18 protein-coding genes are annotated in these 16,692 nt (G+C 66.1%); 10 read left to right on the plus strand and 8 right to left on the minus strand.

Translation table 11 applies throughout. The annotated features are described in order from the left end of the window. Nucleotides 1-165: 165 nt before the first annotated feature. Nucleotides 166-648 carry a hypothetical protein gene (locus DVT68_RS03120; RefSeq protein ID WP_114823571.1) on the plus strand — a complete coding sequence of 161 codons (483 nt, stop codon included), beginning with the start codon at nt 166-168 and terminating at the stop codon, nt 646-648. Here DVT68_RS03120 and DVT68_RS03125 read toward each other — a convergent pair. After that, nucleotides 640-1,776, minus strand: coding sequence for a winged helix-turn-helix domain-containing protein (locus DVT68_RS03125; protein ID WP_233523321.1), 1,137 nt, complete (start codon nt 1,774-1,776; stop codon nt 640-642). The genes DVT68_RS03120 and DVT68_RS03125 overlap by 9 nt on opposite strands. Nucleotides 1,777-2,081: 305 nt before the next feature. Here DVT68_RS03125 and DVT68_RS03130 point away from each other — a divergent pair, with 305 nt between their 5' ends. After that, nucleotides 2,082-2,519, plus strand: coding sequence for a hypothetical protein (locus DVT68_RS03130; protein WP_114823573.1), 438 nt, complete (start codon nt 2,082-2,084; stop codon nt 2,517-2,519). Between the two features lie 129 nt (nt 2,520-2,648). Then, on the plus strand, nt 2,649-3,755 hold the full coding sequence (locus DVT68_RS03135; protein ID WP_114823574.1) for a phospholipase A: 1,107 nt from the start codon (nt 2,649-2,651) through the stop codon (nt 3,753-3,755). A gap of 94 nt (nt 3,756-3,849) precedes the next feature. Here DVT68_RS03135 and DVT68_RS03140 read toward each other — a convergent pair whose 3' ends face one another. Next, entirely contained in the window at nt 3,850-4,332 is a 483-nt protein-coding gene (locus DVT68_RS03140) for an FKBP-type peptidyl-prolyl cis-trans isomerase (RefSeq protein ID WP_114823575.1), read from the minus strand. A gap of 120 nt (nt 4,333-4,452) precedes the next feature. On the opposite strand from DVT68_RS03140, the gene dacB reads away from it, so the two are divergent. Continuing rightward, nucleotides 4,453-6,066, plus strand: a complete 1,614-nt coding sequence (gene dacB, locus DVT68_RS03145; protein WP_114823576.1) for a D-alanyl-D-alanine carboxypeptidase/D-alanyl-D-alanine endopeptidase — start codon at nt 4,453-4,455, stop codon at nt 6,064-6,066. 3 nt (nt 6,067-6,069) lie between these two features. On the opposite strand, the gene DVT68_RS03150 is transcribed toward dacB, so the two are convergent. Next, entirely contained in the window at nt 6,070-6,555 is a 486-nt protein-coding gene (locus DVT68_RS03150; protein ID WP_114823577.1) for a glutathione peroxidase, read from the minus strand. A gap of 221 nt (nt 6,556-6,776) precedes the next feature. Between DVT68_RS03150 and DVT68_RS03155 the strand changes: the two genes are divergently transcribed. From DVT68_RS03155 to DVT68_RS03165, 3 genes are all read left to right on the plus strand, one after another. After that, nucleotides 6,777-7,808 carry a methionine ABC transporter ATP-binding protein gene (locus DVT68_RS03155; RefSeq protein WP_114823578.1) on the plus strand — a complete coding sequence of 344 codons (1,032 nt, stop codon included), beginning with the start codon at nt 6,777-6,779 and terminating at the stop codon, nt 7,806-7,808. Further along, entirely contained in the window at nt 7,805-8,488 is a 684-nt protein-coding gene (locus DVT68_RS03160; RefSeq protein WP_199535947.1) for a methionine ABC transporter permease, read from the plus strand. Before DVT68_RS03155 ends, DVT68_RS03160 begins: the two co-directional genes overlap by 4 nt. A gap of 110 nt (nt 8,489-8,598) precedes the next feature. Beyond that, nucleotides 8,599-9,399 carry a MetQ/NlpA family ABC transporter substrate-binding protein gene (locus DVT68_RS03165; protein WP_114824364.1) on the plus strand — a complete coding sequence of 267 codons (801 nt, stop codon included), beginning with the start codon at nt 8,599-8,601 and terminating at the stop codon, nt 9,397-9,399. 222 nt (nt 9,400-9,621) lie between these two features. On the opposite strand, the gene pncB is transcribed toward DVT68_RS03165, so the two are convergent. Next, the gene (pncB, locus tag DVT68_RS03170) at nt 9,622-10,812 is read right to left on the minus strand and encodes a nicotinate phosphoribosyltransferase (RefSeq protein WP_114823579.1); all 1,191 of its coding nucleotides are present in this window, start codon (nt 10,810-10,812) and stop codon (nt 9,622-9,624) included. Between the two features lie 346 nt (nt 10,813-11,158). On the opposite strand from pncB, the gene DVT68_RS03175 reads away from it, so the two are divergent. After that, entirely contained in the window at nt 11,159-11,974 is an 816-nt protein-coding gene (locus DVT68_RS03175) for a cytochrome c (protein ID WP_114823580.1), read from the plus strand. Nucleotides 11,975-11,980: 6 nt separating this feature from the next. Here the strand turns inward: DVT68_RS03175 and DVT68_RS03180 are convergent, their stop codons facing one another. From DVT68_RS03180 to DVT68_RS03195, 4 genes are all read right to left on the minus strand, one after another. Then, on the minus strand, nt 11,981-13,072 hold the full coding sequence (locus DVT68_RS03180) for an aminopeptidase (protein WP_325050400.1): 1,092 nt from the start codon (nt 13,070-13,072) through the stop codon (nt 11,981-11,983). 41 nt (nt 13,073-13,113) lie between these two features. After that, the gene (locus tag DVT68_RS20395; RefSeq protein WP_158543446.1) at nt 13,114-13,482 is read right to left on the minus strand and encodes a hypothetical protein; all 369 of its coding nucleotides are present in this window, start codon (nt 13,480-13,482) and stop codon (nt 13,114-13,116) included. A gap of 144 nt (nt 13,483-13,626) precedes the next feature. Then, nucleotides 13,627-14,463, minus strand: coding sequence for a histone H1-like repetitive region-containing protein (locus DVT68_RS03190; RefSeq protein ID WP_114823581.1), 837 nt, complete (start codon nt 14,461-14,463; stop codon nt 13,627-13,629). Nucleotides 14,464-14,575: 112 nt separating this feature from the next. Then, a complete protein-coding gene (locus DVT68_RS03195; protein WP_114823582.1) occupies nt 14,576-15,178 on the minus strand; it encodes a rhomboid family intramembrane serine protease in 603 nt (200 codons plus the stop codon). 165 nt (nt 15,179-15,343) lie between these two features. On the opposite strand from DVT68_RS03195, the gene DVT68_RS03200 reads away from it, so the two are divergent. Further along, nucleotides 15,344-16,225 (plus strand): PhzF family phenazine biosynthesis protein, encoded by an 882-nt coding sequence (locus DVT68_RS03200; RefSeq protein WP_114824366.1) that lies wholly within the window; start codon nt 15,344-15,346, stop codon nt 16,223-16,225. After that, nucleotides 16,222-16,689, plus strand: a complete 468-nt coding sequence (locus DVT68_RS03205) for a YaiI/YqxD family protein (protein ID WP_114823583.1) — start codon at nt 16,222-16,224, stop codon at nt 16,687-16,689. Before DVT68_RS03200 ends, DVT68_RS03205 begins: the two co-directional genes overlap by 4 nt. Nucleotides 16,690-16,692: the final 3 nt, after the last annotated feature.

Genomic DNA, 16,692 nt, shown 5'->3' on the forward strand with positions numbered 1-16,692 from the left:
CGAATCCCCGGATATCCCGAAGCTGAATGGATGCCCGATGCCCGGCGTATCAGCCGATTTGATTTTCACGCCATCTTCCCATTTCATCCCTCTCTTTAAGCCTCAGGTCCATGGTCGCCCCCTTGGGCGCCGCCCGGCCCGGCCATGCCAGTGAAGGAGAAGCCCATGAAGTCAGCCCGTTACCGCCTTGCCCTCCTGGCCCTGTTGACCGGTGGAGTCGTCATGGTGGGCTGCTCAAACCAGCCGACCACCCATCCGGCGCCTACGGCTCATCCGGCGACCACCAGCGCCCCCACCAGCCATACCGGCGGCGGCGCAGCCACGACGGGAGCGGCCAAGCCCCACGGCGGCTCGCAGCAGGCCACTTCGGGGCTGTCGGACAGCACGGGCATTCCGGCCTGTGACGACTACCTGGCAAGTTATATGGCCTGCCACCGCGCCGCCGGCATCTTCCCGCCGGACCAGTTGGAATCCCGCTTTGAGGCGATGCGCACCAGCCTCTTGCGCGATTCGCAGGATCCAGCCACGCGCCCGCAGCTGGGAGCTCGCTGCACCGCGCTGGCGGCGCAGTTGAGGGAAGCGCTGCACGGCAAATCCTGCGTTCCTGGCAGTCCGGCGGCGGCCGTCACGAGCCCCGGCTCACGCTGACGCGCCAGCCTCGCGCCAGCGGGCCCGCAGCGCCGCCGACACACCTCGGGCGCCACACCGCCCCAGTCGAACCTGCGGCGTCTCGTGCCAACGCGCCGTTGCCGCGATCGCCTGCGCCAGGTCATCCAACAGGCGTTCCGACGGTTCCACCTCCGGTTCGAGGAACAGCGACTTGATCTCGAATACGCCTTCACTTCGATGCGCCTTGGCATCGAGCCGGCCGACCAGTTGCCCGCGATGCAGGATGGGCAGCACGTAATAACCGTAGCGGCGTTTGGACTCCGGCACGTAGCACTCGATGGTGTATTCGAAGCCGAACAGCGCCAGCGCCCGCGCGCGATCCCACACCACCGGATCGAACGGCGACAACAGCACGGTGCGCGTGGCGCGCAGCTTTCCCTGCGCGGCCTGCGCCAGCAGATCGGCGTGATCGCGAAGGACGTAAGCCGGCGTCGTCCAGCCCTCCACCTCGACCTTCAACAGCTCGCCGCGCGCCACCAGCGGCGCGAGCTCGCGGTCGGTGACCGCGGGCTTCAGGCGGTGATAGTCGGCAATCCAGCGCGCCTGGGCGATGCCGAGTGCGCGTACGCTGTCGAGCACGAAGTGTTCGCGCAAGGATGCGTGATCGAGTGAGGTCGACGTGGCGTCGATCGGCGGATCAAGTTTGGCCAACACGCGTTCGGCCAGATCGTAGACTCGCTGGAAGCGCTCACGGCGCGTCACCATCAACTCGCCGAGCGCGAACCACGCCTCGAGCCAGCGCTTCTCCGGTTTCCACGACCACCAGCCACCTGCACTGCGCTGCTCGCTTTCGAAGTCGGCGGCACGCGCGGCGCCGCCGTCGCGAATGCGCGCCAGCAACGTATCCATACCTTCGCGATGTTCCGCATGCATGCGCGCCGCATGCTTGTAGGCCCAATGCATCGCGCGCTGGCGACGCCATGCGTGGTGCAACGACACATCAGCCGCCGGCACGAAGCACGCTTCGTGCGCCCAGCATTCGGCCAGGCGCCCTGCTTCCAGTGCATCGTCCAGCCATTGCGGCTTGTACTCGCCAAGGCGCGAATACAACACCAGGTACGGACTGCGCGCCACCACATGGATGCTGTCGATCTGCAACAGCCGCATGCGCGTGATCGCTGCAACCACATCTTCGCGCCGCGCGCGTGCACGCGGCTGTTGCAGCAAACCTTGCGCCGCCAGATGAAGACGCCGTGCCTGCGTGATGCTTAACGCAGCCTGCGCGGGGAATGAAGGGACCGACAACGGTAACGACGACTTCACGCGATGACCATGCCTGTATTGAGGCGACATTAATCGCCGTTTGCTAGCGTTGAAACGAGCGCGAGGGAGTTCGCAGCGCGACCTCGCCACGCAACTTGCATCGCGCTCATCCGTTCACGAGCCAAGCATTCTGGCATGGAGTCAACACGATGAAAGCCCGCATTCCCATCCTCACCGTGGTCACCGCCGGTTCGCTGATGCTGGCAGGCTCGCTGTTGGCGCAGACCCAGTCGATGCCTACTGCGACCCAGTCGATGCCAACCGCGACCCAGTCGATGCCAACGTCGTCGCCGCCGGCCAACGCAACCACGCTTCCGTCCAGCGCGCCGACGCCTCCACCGCCTCCGGGCGGCACGCAGGCGCAGTTCAACAGCCCGCAGGGCAAAGTGATCATCAACTCGGAGGTGCCGCAGGTCGCCGCCGGCCCGGCGCCGAGCTTCGACCAGCTCTCGGGCGGCGCCAGGTACATCACCGAGGACCAGGCGTCGGCCTATCCGCCGCTGGCCAATGACTTCCTGTACGTCGACAAGGGCAAGACCGGTCACATCACCAGGGCAGAGTACGAGCACTGGGTGGAGAACAAGTAAGTAAGATGGAGCCCCCCGACGCGGGCCGCGGCATTAGCGGCCCGCGTCGTCCTGTGTGATGCCAGCACGTGCGGCGGGCCCATGCGCCACTCGCTACCATCGCAGACTGGATGAGGACGGAGCCCAATCATGCGATTGACCCTCCTGACGGCCATCACGCTGGCGTTGGGCCTTTTCCTGACTGCCGCGCGCGCGCAGAACCCGAACCCCATGGACATCCGCGCCTGCACCGCCATCGAAAGCGATGCGCAGCGGCTGGCCTGCTATGACCACGCGACGGGTCGCGACCAGCTTCCGGCGGCACAGAAGAAATCCAACGAAGCGGCGCAACCGGCGCCGCCCGGAATCGTGTTCAGCCATGAACCGCCGAAGGTCGGCACGGCATCGGCTTCCGTTGCGGCGCAGGAGCCTTCTCCTACGGGGCCGTCGCTTCTGGACAGTCGGTGGGAGCTGTCGCCCGAGAGCAAGCTCGGCACGTTCAACCTTCGCGGCTACAAGCCGATCACGGTGATGCCGTTCTTCGCCAGCAGCAACCAGAACCGGCAGCCGACCAGCCCCAATCCGCTCAACACGGTCGACACGCCGCAGCGTCTGGACAACATCGAAAGCAAGTTCCAGCTCAGCCTGAAGACCAAGATCTGGCAAGGCGTGTTCGGCGATGCGGGCGACCTGTGGGTGGCCTACACCCAGGCTTCGTACTGGCAGGTCTACAACGAACCCGAGTCGCGGCCGTTTCGCGAAACCGACTACGAGCCCGAGGCGATCCTGACGTTCGATACCCATTACGACTTGTGGGGCTGGGATGGTCGCCTGCTGGGCATTGGCGTGAACCACCAGTCCAACGGCCAGTCCGACCCGCTGTCGCGCAGCTGGAACCGGGTGATGGGCTATCTCGGATTCGAACGCGAACACTGGACGGTGATGCTGCGCCCATGGTGGCGCGTGCCCGAACATGGCGTGGACGACAACAATCCTGATATCAGCAACTACATGGGCCGCGCGGACATGCAGATCATCCGCGAATGGAACGGCCAGGAATTCGGCTTGCTGCTACGCCACTCATTGCGAGGTGGCAGCGAAAGCCATGGCGCGGCGCAGTTCACGTGGTCGTTCCCGGTGGCGGGCAACCTGCGGGGCTACATCGAGCTGTTCAAGGGCTACGGCGTAACCATGATCGACTACAACCACAATGCCACTTATCTGGGCATCGGGGTGTCGTTGCTCGATTGGTATTGAGGGCGCGTCGGTCGCGCACATGGCGCCCTTCTGGAGGGAGCGCGAATTCAGTTGAGTGACGGCGACGCTACAGGAGCGTCGCCGTCGCGAGCCATCAGTGGTGGTGGCCGCCTTCACCGTGCACGTGACCGTGCGAGAGTTCTTCCTCGGTCGCCGCGCGCACTTCGGTCACTTCCACGTCGAAGTGCAGGGTCTGGCCGGCCAGCGGGTGGTTGCCGTCGATGTGCACCTTGTCCTGGTCGACCTTGGTCACGGTGACATTGATCACGCCCTGCGGACCGCGGCCCTGGAACTGCATGCCCGGCTGGATGTCCTCCACGCCCTGGAACGCCTCGCGCGGCACTTCCTGCATCAGCTCCGGATGGTGCACGCCGTAGCCCTCCTCCGGCGCCACGTCGACCTTGAACTGGTCGCCGACCTGGCGGCCTTCCATCGCCTTCTCCAGGCCCGGAACGATCTGGCCCACGCCCTGCAGGTACACCAGCGGCTCACGGCCCTGCGAGCTGTCGATGACCTGGCCCTGGTCGTCGGTCAGCGTGTAGTGGAAGGAGACAACGGAATTCTCTGCGATCTGCATGACGTTCTCGAATGGGGATAGGGAGCGCCGGCACGCGCCGACACGAACGGCCAAGGGTAACAGACTGCGGCTTCCGGCATCGGCTGGCTTCCCGGTGGGTGGATTGGCGATACTTGGCCCATGGGCTGGTCGTCAATCCCGTTTCGCCGTCTTGCCGGCGCCTTGTTCTGCGTCGGGCTGACCCTTGCGCCGCTCGATTCCAGCGCGCTGGCCGCCACACCGCAGACCACCGCCGCACCTTCCTCGCCCGCCTCGGCATCGACGCTGGCCGAGCAGATCGACAACCTCATCAGCGAGGCCCGCTTCGCCGGCGCGGACTGGGGCATTTCGGTGGTTTCCCTCGATACCGGCCGCACGGTCTACACCCACCATGCGGACCAGCTGCTGCAGCCGGCGTCCACCGCCAAGCTGTTCACCGCCGCTGTCGCCCTCAGCGAGCTCGGTCCGGACTACCGCATTCCCACCCGCGTGCTCGCCACCGGCGCCATCCGCCAGGGCCAGCTCGAGGGGCCGCTGATCCTCTACGGCATGGGCGACCCCACCCTGGGCGCCGATCCATCGACACAGACCTGGCCCGACCAGTTGGCCGAGCAGCTGGCGTCGCAGGGGCTACACCACGTGCATGGCGACCTGATCGCCGACGCCACCTACTTCGCCAGCCCGATGATGGGTTCGGGCTGGGAGGCGATCGACCTGCAGAGCTGGTTCGCGGTGCCGGCCACCGCGCTCAGCGTGCACGAGAATCAGGTGGAGGTCACCGTGGCGCCCGGGTCCACCGCCGGCGCCCCGGCCACGATCAGCTTCGATCCGGCCGAGTCCATCCCCAACCTGGCGAGCGAGATCGTCACCAGCGCCCCGCATTCGCGCAACGATATCAACCTGTATCGCGCGCCTGGCGATGGCGTGCTGTACGCGTTCGGCAACATCGCCGCGCATTCGCCTGCACAGACCTACAAGCTCGCCGTGCCCGATCCGGCCCGTTACGCCGGAAATTTGTTGCGTGCAGCGCTGGCGCGGCATGGCATCCAGCTCGACGGCAAGCTGGTGGTGCTGCAATGGCCGAGGCGCGACATCGCGTTGTCGGCGCAGGCACACACGCTGGCGGAAGTGCGCTCTCCCCCGCTCGGTGAGATCCTCTCGCGCGGACTCAAGCGCTCGCAGAATCTCTACCTGCAGAACCTGCTGCTGCTCGCCGGCGTCAAGGCGCAAACCGATGCCGAGCAACGCGACGGCAGCTTCGGTTTCATCACCAGCGAACGCTGGGGGATCCGCGCCATGCACCAGTTGCTCGAACAGATCGGCATCACGCCGACGTCCACCCTGATCGAGGAAGGCACGGGCCTGTCGCGCAGCAACCTGACCACCGCCAACGCGATGGCGCGCCTGCTCGCCTATCTGGCCACGCAACCTTATGCGGCGACACTGCAGGACGCGCTGCCGATAGCCGGCGTCGACGGCACGCTCTACGGCCGGATGCGCAACACGCCGGCGGAGAACAACGTTCGCGCCAAAACCGGCAGCATGAATTTCGTGCATTGCCTGGCCGGATACGTCACCACCAGCGACGGTGAGCGCCTGGCCTTCGCCATCATGCTCAACAACTACGCGCCGCCCGCGGGCGCGCCCAGCGCCACCCGCGACCTGGATGCCATTGCCGTGATGCTGGCTGGCATGCGCAACCGCAGCGGCGCGGTATCAACGGCGCCGGCGGTGGCGACTCATCCGGCCAACTGAGGCTTATCCGGCCAACTGGGGCTTGAGGTCCTTGGCGATCTTCTCGGGCGTGTCGGTCGGCGCGTAGCGCTTCACCACCTGGCCATTGCGGTCAACCAGGAACTTGGTGAAGTTCCATTTGATCGACTCGCTGCCGAGGATCCCCTTGCCCTCGCTCTTGAGCCACTTGTACAGCGGGTGGGCCCCGTCGCCATTCACCTCGATCTTCGAAAAGAGAGGGAAGCTCACGTCGTAGCTGGTGGAGCAGAAGTTGCGGATCTCCGCTTCATTGCCCGGCTCCTGGTGGCCGAACTGATCGCACGGAAAGCCGAGCACCATCAGTCCCTGGTCGCGTTCGGCCTTCCACAGCGCCTCCAGCCCGGTGTACTGCGGAGTGAATCCGCACTTGGAAGCCACGTTGACGATCAGCAAGGTCTTGCCACGGTAGTCGGCGAGCGAGCGCTCATTGCCCTCGATGTCGCGGGCGGAAAAATCGTAGACGGACGTCATGCTGGCGGTCCTCAGGCGGGGAGTCCCCAGTCTAGGACTTGTTCGCGCACGCCGAGTAGCCCGCCGTCACGATCGCTCGCCACCACGACACACGGCGCGACATACCTTGGCCCCACACGGTGCGCACCCGCCAAGTCACATGCCTTATGCTTGTGCCCCCGCATCGGCACAGCCACTGCCTGTCCCGAGGCCTCGGCCTCAGGTTTCCCCGAAGGTATCCCGTGATCAGATTCCAGGATGTGCACAAGTCCTACCGCGTCGACGGCAAGGACGTCCCCGCCCTGCAACCGTTCAGCCTGGACATCGCCGACGGCGAGGTATTCGGCATCATCGGCCATTCCGGCGCAGGTAAATCGACGCTTATCCGTCTGATCAACCTGCTCGAGCGCCCCAGCGGCGGCCGTATCCAGATCGGCGACGTGGACATGACCACGCTTTCCGATGCCCAGTTGCGCCAGCAGCGCCAGCGCATCGGCATGATCTTCCAGCATTTCAATCTGCTTGCCTCGCAGACGGTGGCCGAAAACGTGGCCTTTCCGCTGCGCCTGGCCGGTGAACGCGATGCGATGGCGATCCGCAGCCGTGTCGACGAATTGCTGGCCCGCGTGGGCCTGAGCGCGCACGCTGGAAAATATCCTTCGCAACTCTCCGGCGGCCAGAAGCAACGCGTCGGCATCGCACGCGCGCTGGCGAATCGTCCGGCGATCTTGCTATGTGACGAGGCCACCAGCGCGCTCGACCCGCAGACCACCGCGTCGGTGCTGGACCTGCTGGCCCAGATCAACCGCGAACTGAAACTCACTGTCGTGCTGATTACCCACGAGATGGACGTGGTGCGTCGTGTGTGCGATCGCGTGGCTGTGCTCGACGCCGGCGCCATCGTGGAAAACGGTCCGGTGGCTGACGTGTTCCTGCATCCACGGCACGCCACCACGCGCCGCTTCGTCAACGAAGCCTTGCCGGAGGAAGCGGCCGGCGAGCAAGCGCCATTCGCACACGTGCCAGGCCGCATCCTGCGCCTGTCGTTCCGCGGCGACGCCACCTGGACGCCGGCGCTGGGCCGCGTCGCGCGCGAGACCGGCGTGGACTTCAACATCCTGGCCGGCCGTATCGACCGCATCAAGGACCTGCCCTACGGCCAGCTCACCCTGGCCATGCAGGGCGACCGCGTCGACGACGCGCTGGCCCACCTGCGCCAGGCCGGCATCGAGATCGAGGAAGTCACCGCATCGTCGCCGGAGCACCGCGCATGAGCATCGCACCGCTGCAATCCCTGTTCCCCAACATCGATGACTGGAGCGAGATCGGCCAGGCCTGCATCGACACCTTGCTGATGCTGGGTGGCTCGCTGCTGCTGACCGTGCTTATTGGACTGCCGCTCGGCGTGCTGCTTTACCTCACCGGCAAGGGCCAACTGCGCGCCATGCCCAAGCTGTACGCCGCGCTGTCGCTGGTGGTGAACATCCTGCGTTCGATTCCCTTCATCATCCTGATGATCGTGCTGATGCCGCTCACCTACGTGCTGGTGGGCACCAAGCTCGGCATTCGCGGCGCCATCCCTCCGCTGGTGATCGGCGCGGCGCCGTTCTTCGCGCGCCTGGTGGAAACCGCACTGCGCGAGGTGCAGCGCGGCGTGATCGAAGCCAGCCAGGCCATGGGCGCCAGCACCTGGCAGATCGTGCGCCACGTGCTGCTGCCGGAGGCGCGCGGCGGCCTGATCGCCGGCACGACCGTCACCGCCATCGCCCTGGTCGGTTACACCGCCATGGGCGGCGCGATCGGCGCGGGCGGCCTGGGCGACCTCGCCTACCGCTACGGCTACCTGAGCTACAAGTCCGATTACATGCTGGTGACCGTCGTCTTGCTGATCGTGCTGGTCCAGCTGCTGCAGATGCTGGGCGATCGCATCGTGGCGCGCTATACCCGCCACTGAGGCCCCCAGGCGCTGCGCTTCGGCAAGGAGGCGCAGCGCATGATTTTGCATCGGGCGATATGGACGGCTATTCTTGTGCGCCGCATCAAGACAACCGCCCCATGACGAAGATGAATAAGCTCATAGCCATGCTTGCCGCCCTGATCCTGCTGGCAGGCTGTTCTTCGTCGCAGTCCGGCGGCGACGCCGGCAGCCAGAAGCTGGTGGTGGCAGCCACGGCCGTGCCGCACGCGGAGATCCTCAAGCAGGTCAAGCCGATCCTCGCCAAAGAAGGCGTGGACCTGGAGATCAAGGTTTTCGCCGATTACGTGCAGCCGAACACCCAGGTGCTGGAGAAGGCGATCGACGCCAACTACTTCCAGACCAAGCCGTACCTGGACGCGTTCAATCACGAGCGTGGCACCAACCTGGTGATCGTCACCGGCGTGCACATCGAGCCGTTCGGCGCGTATTCGCGCAAACTCAAGTCGATCGACCAACTGCCCGATGGCGGCACCGTGACCCTGCCCAACGATCCGGCCAATGGCGGCCGCGCGCTGTTGCTGCTGGCCAGGCACGGCATCATCACGCTGAAGGATCCGGCCAACGAGCTGTCCACGGTCAAGGACATCAGCGCCAATCCCAAGCAGCTGAAGTTCCGCCCGCTGGAAGCGGCGATGCTACCGCGCACGCTGGACGAAGTTGACCTGGCCCTGATCAACACCAACTACGCGCTGGCCGCGGGCCTGAACCCGGCGAAGGACGCGCTGCTGATCGAGGACAAGGATTCGCCGTACGTGAACTACCTGGTGGCGCGCCCCGACAACAAGGACGATCCGCGCATCCAGAAGCTGGCCAAGGCGCTGACCAGCCCCGAGATCAAGGCCTTCATCGAGCAGAAGTACCAGGGCGCGGTGTTGCCGGCGTTTTGATGGGATGGGCGGGACGGCTGGTTCTGCCGCGGCCCAAGCCCTCTCCCACTGCCATTCACCCCATCGTTCCTCACCGTCATTCCGGCGCAGGCCGGAATCCAGTGCCTTTTGCGGTCCGCGGTCAATGCGAGATCAAAGGCGCTGGATTCCGGCCTGCGCCGGAATGACGCTGAGGGACCACGTATTTCAGCTTCATCTTCAAGGCGTGGAAGATAGCTGCGGTCACGCCACCTCCGGCTCCGCCGGAATCTCGAACACCTGCCGCAGGTACGCCACGTAGGCGCTGTCCTCGCACATGTTCTTGCCCGGCGTGTCGCTGATCTTCGCCACGGGCTGGCCGTTGCAGCGGATCATCTTGATCACGATCTGCAGCGGCTCGGGTCCCACGTCGTTGGTGAGGTTGGTGCCGACGCCGAAGGCCAGTTGGCAGCGCCCGTGGAAGTGCTGGTACAGGCGCATCACCTTGGGGATGTCGAGGCCGTCGCTGAACACCAGCACCTTCGAGCTCGGGTCCACGCGATTGGCGCGGTAATGCGCCAGCACGCGCTCGCCCCAGGCGAACGGGTCGCCCGAATCGTGGCGCGTCCCGTCGAAGAGCTTGCAGAAGTACATGTCGAAATCGCGCAGGAAGGCGCTGAGGCCGTACACGTCCGACAACGCGATGCCCAGGTCGCCGCGGTATTCGCGCGCCCAGGCCTCCAGCGCCGCCACCTGCGAGTCGCGCAGCCGCGGACCCAGCGCCTGGTGCGCCTGCAGGTACTCGTGAGCCAGCGTGCCCAATGGGGTGAGCCCCAGCTTCCATGCCAGCCACACATTGCTGGTGCCCGCCAGTTGCCTCCCGAGTCCGTTGCGAAGGGTGGTCACCACCTCCTCGTGCCAGGCGCGCGAGAAGCGGCGGCGCGTGCCGTAATCAGCGATGCGGCACTCCGTGAATCCGTCGGTGTCGCGCAACAGCGCGATCTTCTCGCGCAGGCGGCGGCGTCCTTCGCCCAGATCGAGTCCCGGCTGCGTGTTGCGGAAGTACACCTCATTGATGATGGCCAGCAGCGGCACCTCGAACAGGATGGTGTGCAGCCAGGGCCCGCGGATGTGCAATTCGATTTCGCCCGGCCCGTCCTGGGCGGGCCTGATTTCCACGTACTTGGCGTTGAGCTGGAACAGCCCGAGGAAGTCGACGAAATCGCTCTTGATGAATCGCCAGGTCCGCAGGTAGTCGAGCTCATCGTTGGTGAAACGCAGCGAGCACAGCGCGTCGATCTCGGCGCGGATCTCATCGATATATGGGACCAGATCGATGCCGGGGTTGCGGCACTTGAACTTGTATTCGACCTGCGCGGCCGGATAGTGATGCAGCACCACCTGCATCATCGAGAACTTGTACAGGTCGGTGTCGAGCAGGGAGGTAACGATCATCAGTCGCTCAGGCGCCGGATCGGCGCTACGGGGATGGATGCGCACGATTATCCCCGTCTGGCGGGCGGCAGCGCGAGTACGCGCCACATGGGGGCAAATAAAAACCCCGGTAGCCAGGGGAGGGGCTACCGAGGTTTTGTCAGGCCGGTCGCAAACAAAGAGGGGAAAAGGACCGACCCCTCAGTGGCACGATGGTGCTGAGCCACTTCCTGTCGCCGTCACGGCGATACGACTAGTTAGTGTGGTCCGCCCTGCCCCGGTTCAAGGGCTCGCTCGGCGCCGTTCAGGTTTCGGCAAGCTGGACGCCGACCGTTACAATCGCCCGCACCTTTCCGCGGACCAACCCATGTCATCGCTGTTGCGTCGCCTGTGCCTGCTCATCCTCTGCCTTGCACCACCCTTGCAGGCCGCCGACCTCAGCATCGATCTCGGCCACGGAACGCGCACCTACAGCACCGCGCAGCTGCTCGCGCGCCAGGACGTACGCACCATCAGCATTCCCGTCGATGTGGCTTACAAACGTTCGATGCGTTATCGCGCCGTGCCGCTGAAGGCGCTGCTCTCGGGCGCCGCGCCAGACGACGCCCTGCTGTTCGTGGCCAACGACGGCTTCGCCGCGGAGATTCCCGCCAGGCTGCTGCTGAAGGCCCACGGCGCCGAGGCCTGGCTGGCCATCGAGGAGCCGGAACACCCCTGGCCGGCGCTCGCCGACGACAAACCCGGCGCCGGGCCGTTCTATCTGGTGTGGACCGACCCGCAGGCGATGCGGATCGGCCCGGAGCAGTGGCCGTTCCAGTTGGCCTCGATCCGGCGGCTGGCGCCGGTCGCCGAGCGCTTCCCCGCGCTCAATCCCGACCCGTCGGTGCGACCGGACAGCGCCGTGGCGCGGGGCTTCGCCGTGTTCCAGCGCACCTGCCTGGCCTGTCACACGCTCAATGGCCAGGGCGACGCGCGGCTGGGGCCTGACCTCAATATTCCTCACAGCGCCACCGAGTACCTGCGCGAGGACCTGCTGCGCGCCTATATCCGCGACCCGCAGTCGTTGCGGCGCTGGCCGCAGGCACGCATGCCGGGCTTTGACCGCGACGCGCTGTCCAATGCGGACCTCGACGCCCTGCTCGCCTATCTGCGGCACATGGCCGCGCACAAGGTCCAGCACTGAGGGCCCTCAGGCGGGCGGCGGCGTACCCGGCGGAAGGAGCCGCTGCAACGCCTGCTGGCGTTCGGCATGGGACAGGCGCGCCAGGGCGCGCACACCGGCATAGAAGTCTGGCCACTGCTGGTTGGATTGCTTGAACAGCGCGGCGAACGCCGGCGTCCAGCGGTCGTACAGTCCGAATGGCAGCAGCCGCGCGTTGTTGATCGGACCGCTGACCCAACCGTCGTAGCGATGGTCGTCCGGCCAGTCGAGGTCGCGCCACTGCGCGTAGCGCACGCGGAAATCAGCGATCTCGCGCTGCTTGCCGGCCTCCATCGCAGCCTGGTCAACACCGCTCGCATAGAGCTTCTTCAGGCGCTCGCGCAGATCCATGACCAGCCAGGTGAAGCCGTCGTCCATGGTCTTGGCCAGCACGTCCTGCGGCGGCAGGCCGCGTGATTGGCGCCACTGACGCAAGCCCTCCTCCTGCACGAAGCTCGCGAAGGATTCGTTGAAGGCGCTGTCGTCCTTTACATAGATCAGCTGGTGCGCCAGCTCGTGGAAGATGGTCGCGGCGAGCTCGTCGTCGTCCCAGCGCATCATGCTGCTCATGATGGGATCGGCGAACCAGCCCAGCGTGGAGTACGCCGGCACGCCGCCGACGTAGACGTCGTCGCCGCCCTTCTCCAGGCGCGCCGCCTCGGCCTTGGCCTTGTCGTGCGAGAAATAGCCGCGATAGGCCACGCAGCCGGCGAACAGGAAACAGTGCCGGATGGGGTCCATCGAATAGCGGGGCGTGGCGAACACGTTCCACACCACGTAAGGCCGGTCGAGCTGGACATAACTGGTGTAGCTGCGGTTCTGGGGCAGCCCGAGATGCGAACTGGCGAAAGCGCGCGCTTCCTGCGCCAGTTGCAGGCGGCGCTTGAGCTTGGCGTCCACGGAGGGATCGTCGAGCACGCGCGCCACGTCGCGACGGTGCAGCATCAGCTGGCTCTGGCCGGCAGCCACGTGGGAGTAGTAGCCGACCGTCGCGCAGGCGGAAAGCACGAGGCCCATCGCCAGCGTGGCGATGGGCCTGAACATCATCCTGATGGGCGGCAAACCGGTGGGAAACCTCATGCCGCGATTGTGCCCTGACTCCGGGCGATGAAAGCGTGCGTCTAGTGTCCGCTGCCGCCGTGGCCGCCCCAGCTACCGTGGCCACCACCGCCATGGCCGTAGTAGCCGCCATGGCCGTAGTAACCGCCGTGGCCGTAATGACCGTAGTAGCCGCCGTGGCCGTAGTAGTAGGAGCCCCCGTACCAGATCCCGCCAATGCCTATCGTCGGCCCCCAGCAGCAACCGTAGTAACCCCAATAGCCCGGGTAGTAATACCCGGGGTAGGAGCTGTAGACGACGCCAGTGCCATAGTAGGCGTCACCTCCGCCGGTGCTCACCGGATGCGCGTAGGTGTAGTTCGGGTAGTAGTAGCAACCGGACAGTGCCGCCACAGCGGCCAACAGGACCAGGCCGGCAAGCATGCGTTTCATGGCACAGACCTCTACGGAGGACAGCTCTACGCTAGTCCTAAACCATTGAGTGCGCACTGAATGCCGCAGGCATGGCCGGAAGAATTTTTCCTGCCGGCCACGCGCTGCGGGAGGCCGCGCCAAGATGGCGGCCCGTCGCCTGTTTCAGTGACCGCCGCTGCGTCCCGGTGGCTGGAGGATGTGACGCTGAACCCCTTCAACGGGGGCGCCAGGGCCGCGGTCACCCATGCCGTGGTTGTCGATGTCGCCGGACGGGAAACGGGTAGCGCCGGGCCAACTGGGCCCCTGCCGGACGCGCTCCTGCTTGGCCTCGAGCAGCGCCTGGATTTGCGCGACGGCTTCCTGCGGCGTGAGTTGCCGCTTCTTGGCCTTGCGCGGCGCCCTGCGTGGACGGGCGAGCGTCCGGTGGCCGGCAGCCTCAGCGGCGGGCTTGGCGCTTGCCCTGCGCGCGCCTGACCGGGGAGGCATGGGCTTGCCCGTCACCTGGGCCGTCACCAGCTTGCTGGCGGCGGCCCTTCGGGTGGCGGTCTTCTTGGCGGGAGCCCGTTTGGCGGTCGCGCGCTTCGCCGGGGCCTTCCGTGCGGTCTTTCGTGCTGCCTTGCTGGCGGTTTTGCGCGGAGCGGCCTTGCGGGTGGACGGCCGCTTGGCGGCGGTCTTGCGTGCCGATGTCCGGGTGGCCGCGCTCTTGCGGACGGCGCTCTTGCGTGCCGCGGACTTGTGCGCGGTGGTCTTGCGGGTTGCCGTCTTGCGCGTTGCAGCCTTCCGCGTTGCCGTCTTGCGCGTTGCCGTCTTGCGCGTTGCAGTCTTGCGCGCTGCCGTCTTTCGCGTGGCGGTCTTGCGGGCAGCTGTCTTGCGAGTTGCGGTCTTGTGGGCGGTCTTGCGCGCTTTGGAGGTGGCGGCGGATTTCCTGGCAGTGGTCTTGCGGGGGGTTGCTTTGCGGGTCGTGGATCGTTTGGCGGCTGGCTTGCGCGTCGTTGCCATGCGTCTGCACTCCTGCGGTTGTCGAGTAGGCCCGACGCCCTGCTCGCCAGGCCACGCGAGGATTAGCACCGCAAAGATGTATCCCGGGTGAGCAGGAGCCTGTTTTTGCCGCTCAGAATCGCGGTTGCGCCAGTTGCGAGAGGAAGTACGAGAACACTTCCGGCCGCACCAGCAAGGTGAAGGCGACGCCGAACGCCCCGCCCCACAAATGCGCGCTGTGGTTGATGTTGCCCTGACCGCGACGATCCATGTAGATCGAATAGGCCACGTAGAGCACCGCATAGATGATCGCCGGCATCGGCACCACGAACACGATGATGCGTGACCACGGGGCGAGCAGGATGTAGGAGAACAGCACGGCGGACACCGCCCCGGAAGCGCCCAGGCTGCGGTAGTTGCTGTTGTTACGGTTGTTCAGGTAGGTCGGCAGGATCGAGACGACCAGAGCCGCGATGTAGAACAGCGCGAACCCCAGGGAACCCAGGCTCGCGGTGTAGAACCGCTCCATCAGGCGCCCGAAGAAGAACAGCGTGATCATGTTGAACAGCAGGTGGTTGAAGTCCGCGTGGACCAGCCCGTAGGTCACCAGGCGGTGGTATTCCCGGCTGCGCGTAATGGCCGGCGGCCACAGGATCAGGTCGTTCATCAGACGGACGTTGTTGAACGCCATGAAGGACACGACGCAGGTGATGGCGATGATGGCCAGGGTGATCATGCGGACTTCCGTATCGGATGCGGGAGGACAAAGAGCCCGCATCTTGGCCTCGCGCGAGGCCGTTGTCGACTCCGCCGGGTCCGGAAAACCGGGCACGACGGGGCAATCCGCACTATGATTCGCGACTTCGCGCGCCCTTCCTCACGCCAACCCAACCTGAAAACCATGTCGATCCGCTATCTGCATCTGGACGTCTTTGCTGCCACACCGGGCGGCGGCAATCACCTTGGCGTCGTCACCGACGCCACCGGTTGGAGCGACGCCCGCATGCAGGATTTCGCCCGCTGGACCAACCTTGTCGAGACCACCTTCCTGCTGCCGCCGACCCAGCCGAACGCCAGCTACCGCGTGCGCATCTTCACGCCGCACAAGGAGATTCCGTTCGCCGGGCACCCCAGCATCGGCAGCGCCCACGCGGTGCTGCTGCGCGGGCTGGCCGCACCGGTGGACGGCGTGCTGTGGCAGGAATGCGGCGCCGGCGTGCTGCCCATCCGCATCGAGGGCGAAGGCGAGTCGCGCCGGCTGCTGCTGAAGTCGCCCCACGCTACGGTGGAAAAGACCGGACGCGACGCGCACCCGTTGCTGCACGACGCCCTTGCAGGCATCGCGCTGGGCGCGCTGCCGCCGGCCTACGTCGCCGGAGGCCGCCACTGGTGGCTGGCCGAATGCGCGGACGAGGAAAGCCTGCGCCAATGGCAGCCGGACCATTCGGCGATTGGCGCGCTGGCGCACGCCACCAACAGCCTGGGCCTGTGCGTGTTCGCGCGCAGCGCCCATCCCGACTACCAACTGGTGGTGCGAGCCTTCCCCTCCGGCGTGGGCATCATCGAGGATCCCGCCTCCGGCGCGGCCAACGGCCTGATCGCCGCCTACATCGCCCATGCCGAGCCGCATGGCCCGCTGGCCCGCGGCTACACGGTGAGCCAGGGTCGCGAAATTGGCCACGACGCCAGCCTCAGCGTGCGCATCGACGGCAGCACGGTGTGGATCGGTGGCCATACCAACACCATCATCGACGGCGCCCTCCACTGGAACGGCGCGGCGTGAACCCGGCCGCACAAATCTGGGTGGATGCCGACGCCTGCCCGGCCGCGATCAAGGAAGTGTTGTTCCGCGCCGCCGATCGCGAGCAGGTGCAGGTCACCCTGGTGGCCAACCAGTGGCTGCGCACGCCGCCCTCGCGCTTTGTACGTGCGATCCAGGTCCCTGGCGGCTTCGACGTGGCCGACAACGAGATCGTGGATCGGGTGAGCGCCGATGACCTCGTGGTGACCCAGGACATTCCGCTCGCCGCCGCCGTGATCGCCAAGGGCGCCCTGGCCATGCATCCACGCGGCGAGCTGTACACGGCCGACACCATCGCGCAGCGTCTTGGCATGCGCAATTTCATGGACGAGCTGCGTGGCGCCGGCATCGACACCGGTGGCCCCGCCGCCTTCCATCCCCGCGACAAGCAGGCCTTCGCCAATCAGTTGGACCGCTGGCTGACGCGACGCCGACAGGCGCGCTAAAAG

The sequence above is a fragment of the Dyella solisilvae genome (genome assembly GCF_003351225.1).
Taxonomy (GTDB): domain Bacteria; phylum Pseudomonadota; class Gammaproteobacteria; order Xanthomonadales; family Rhodanobacteraceae; genus Dyella; species Dyella solisilvae.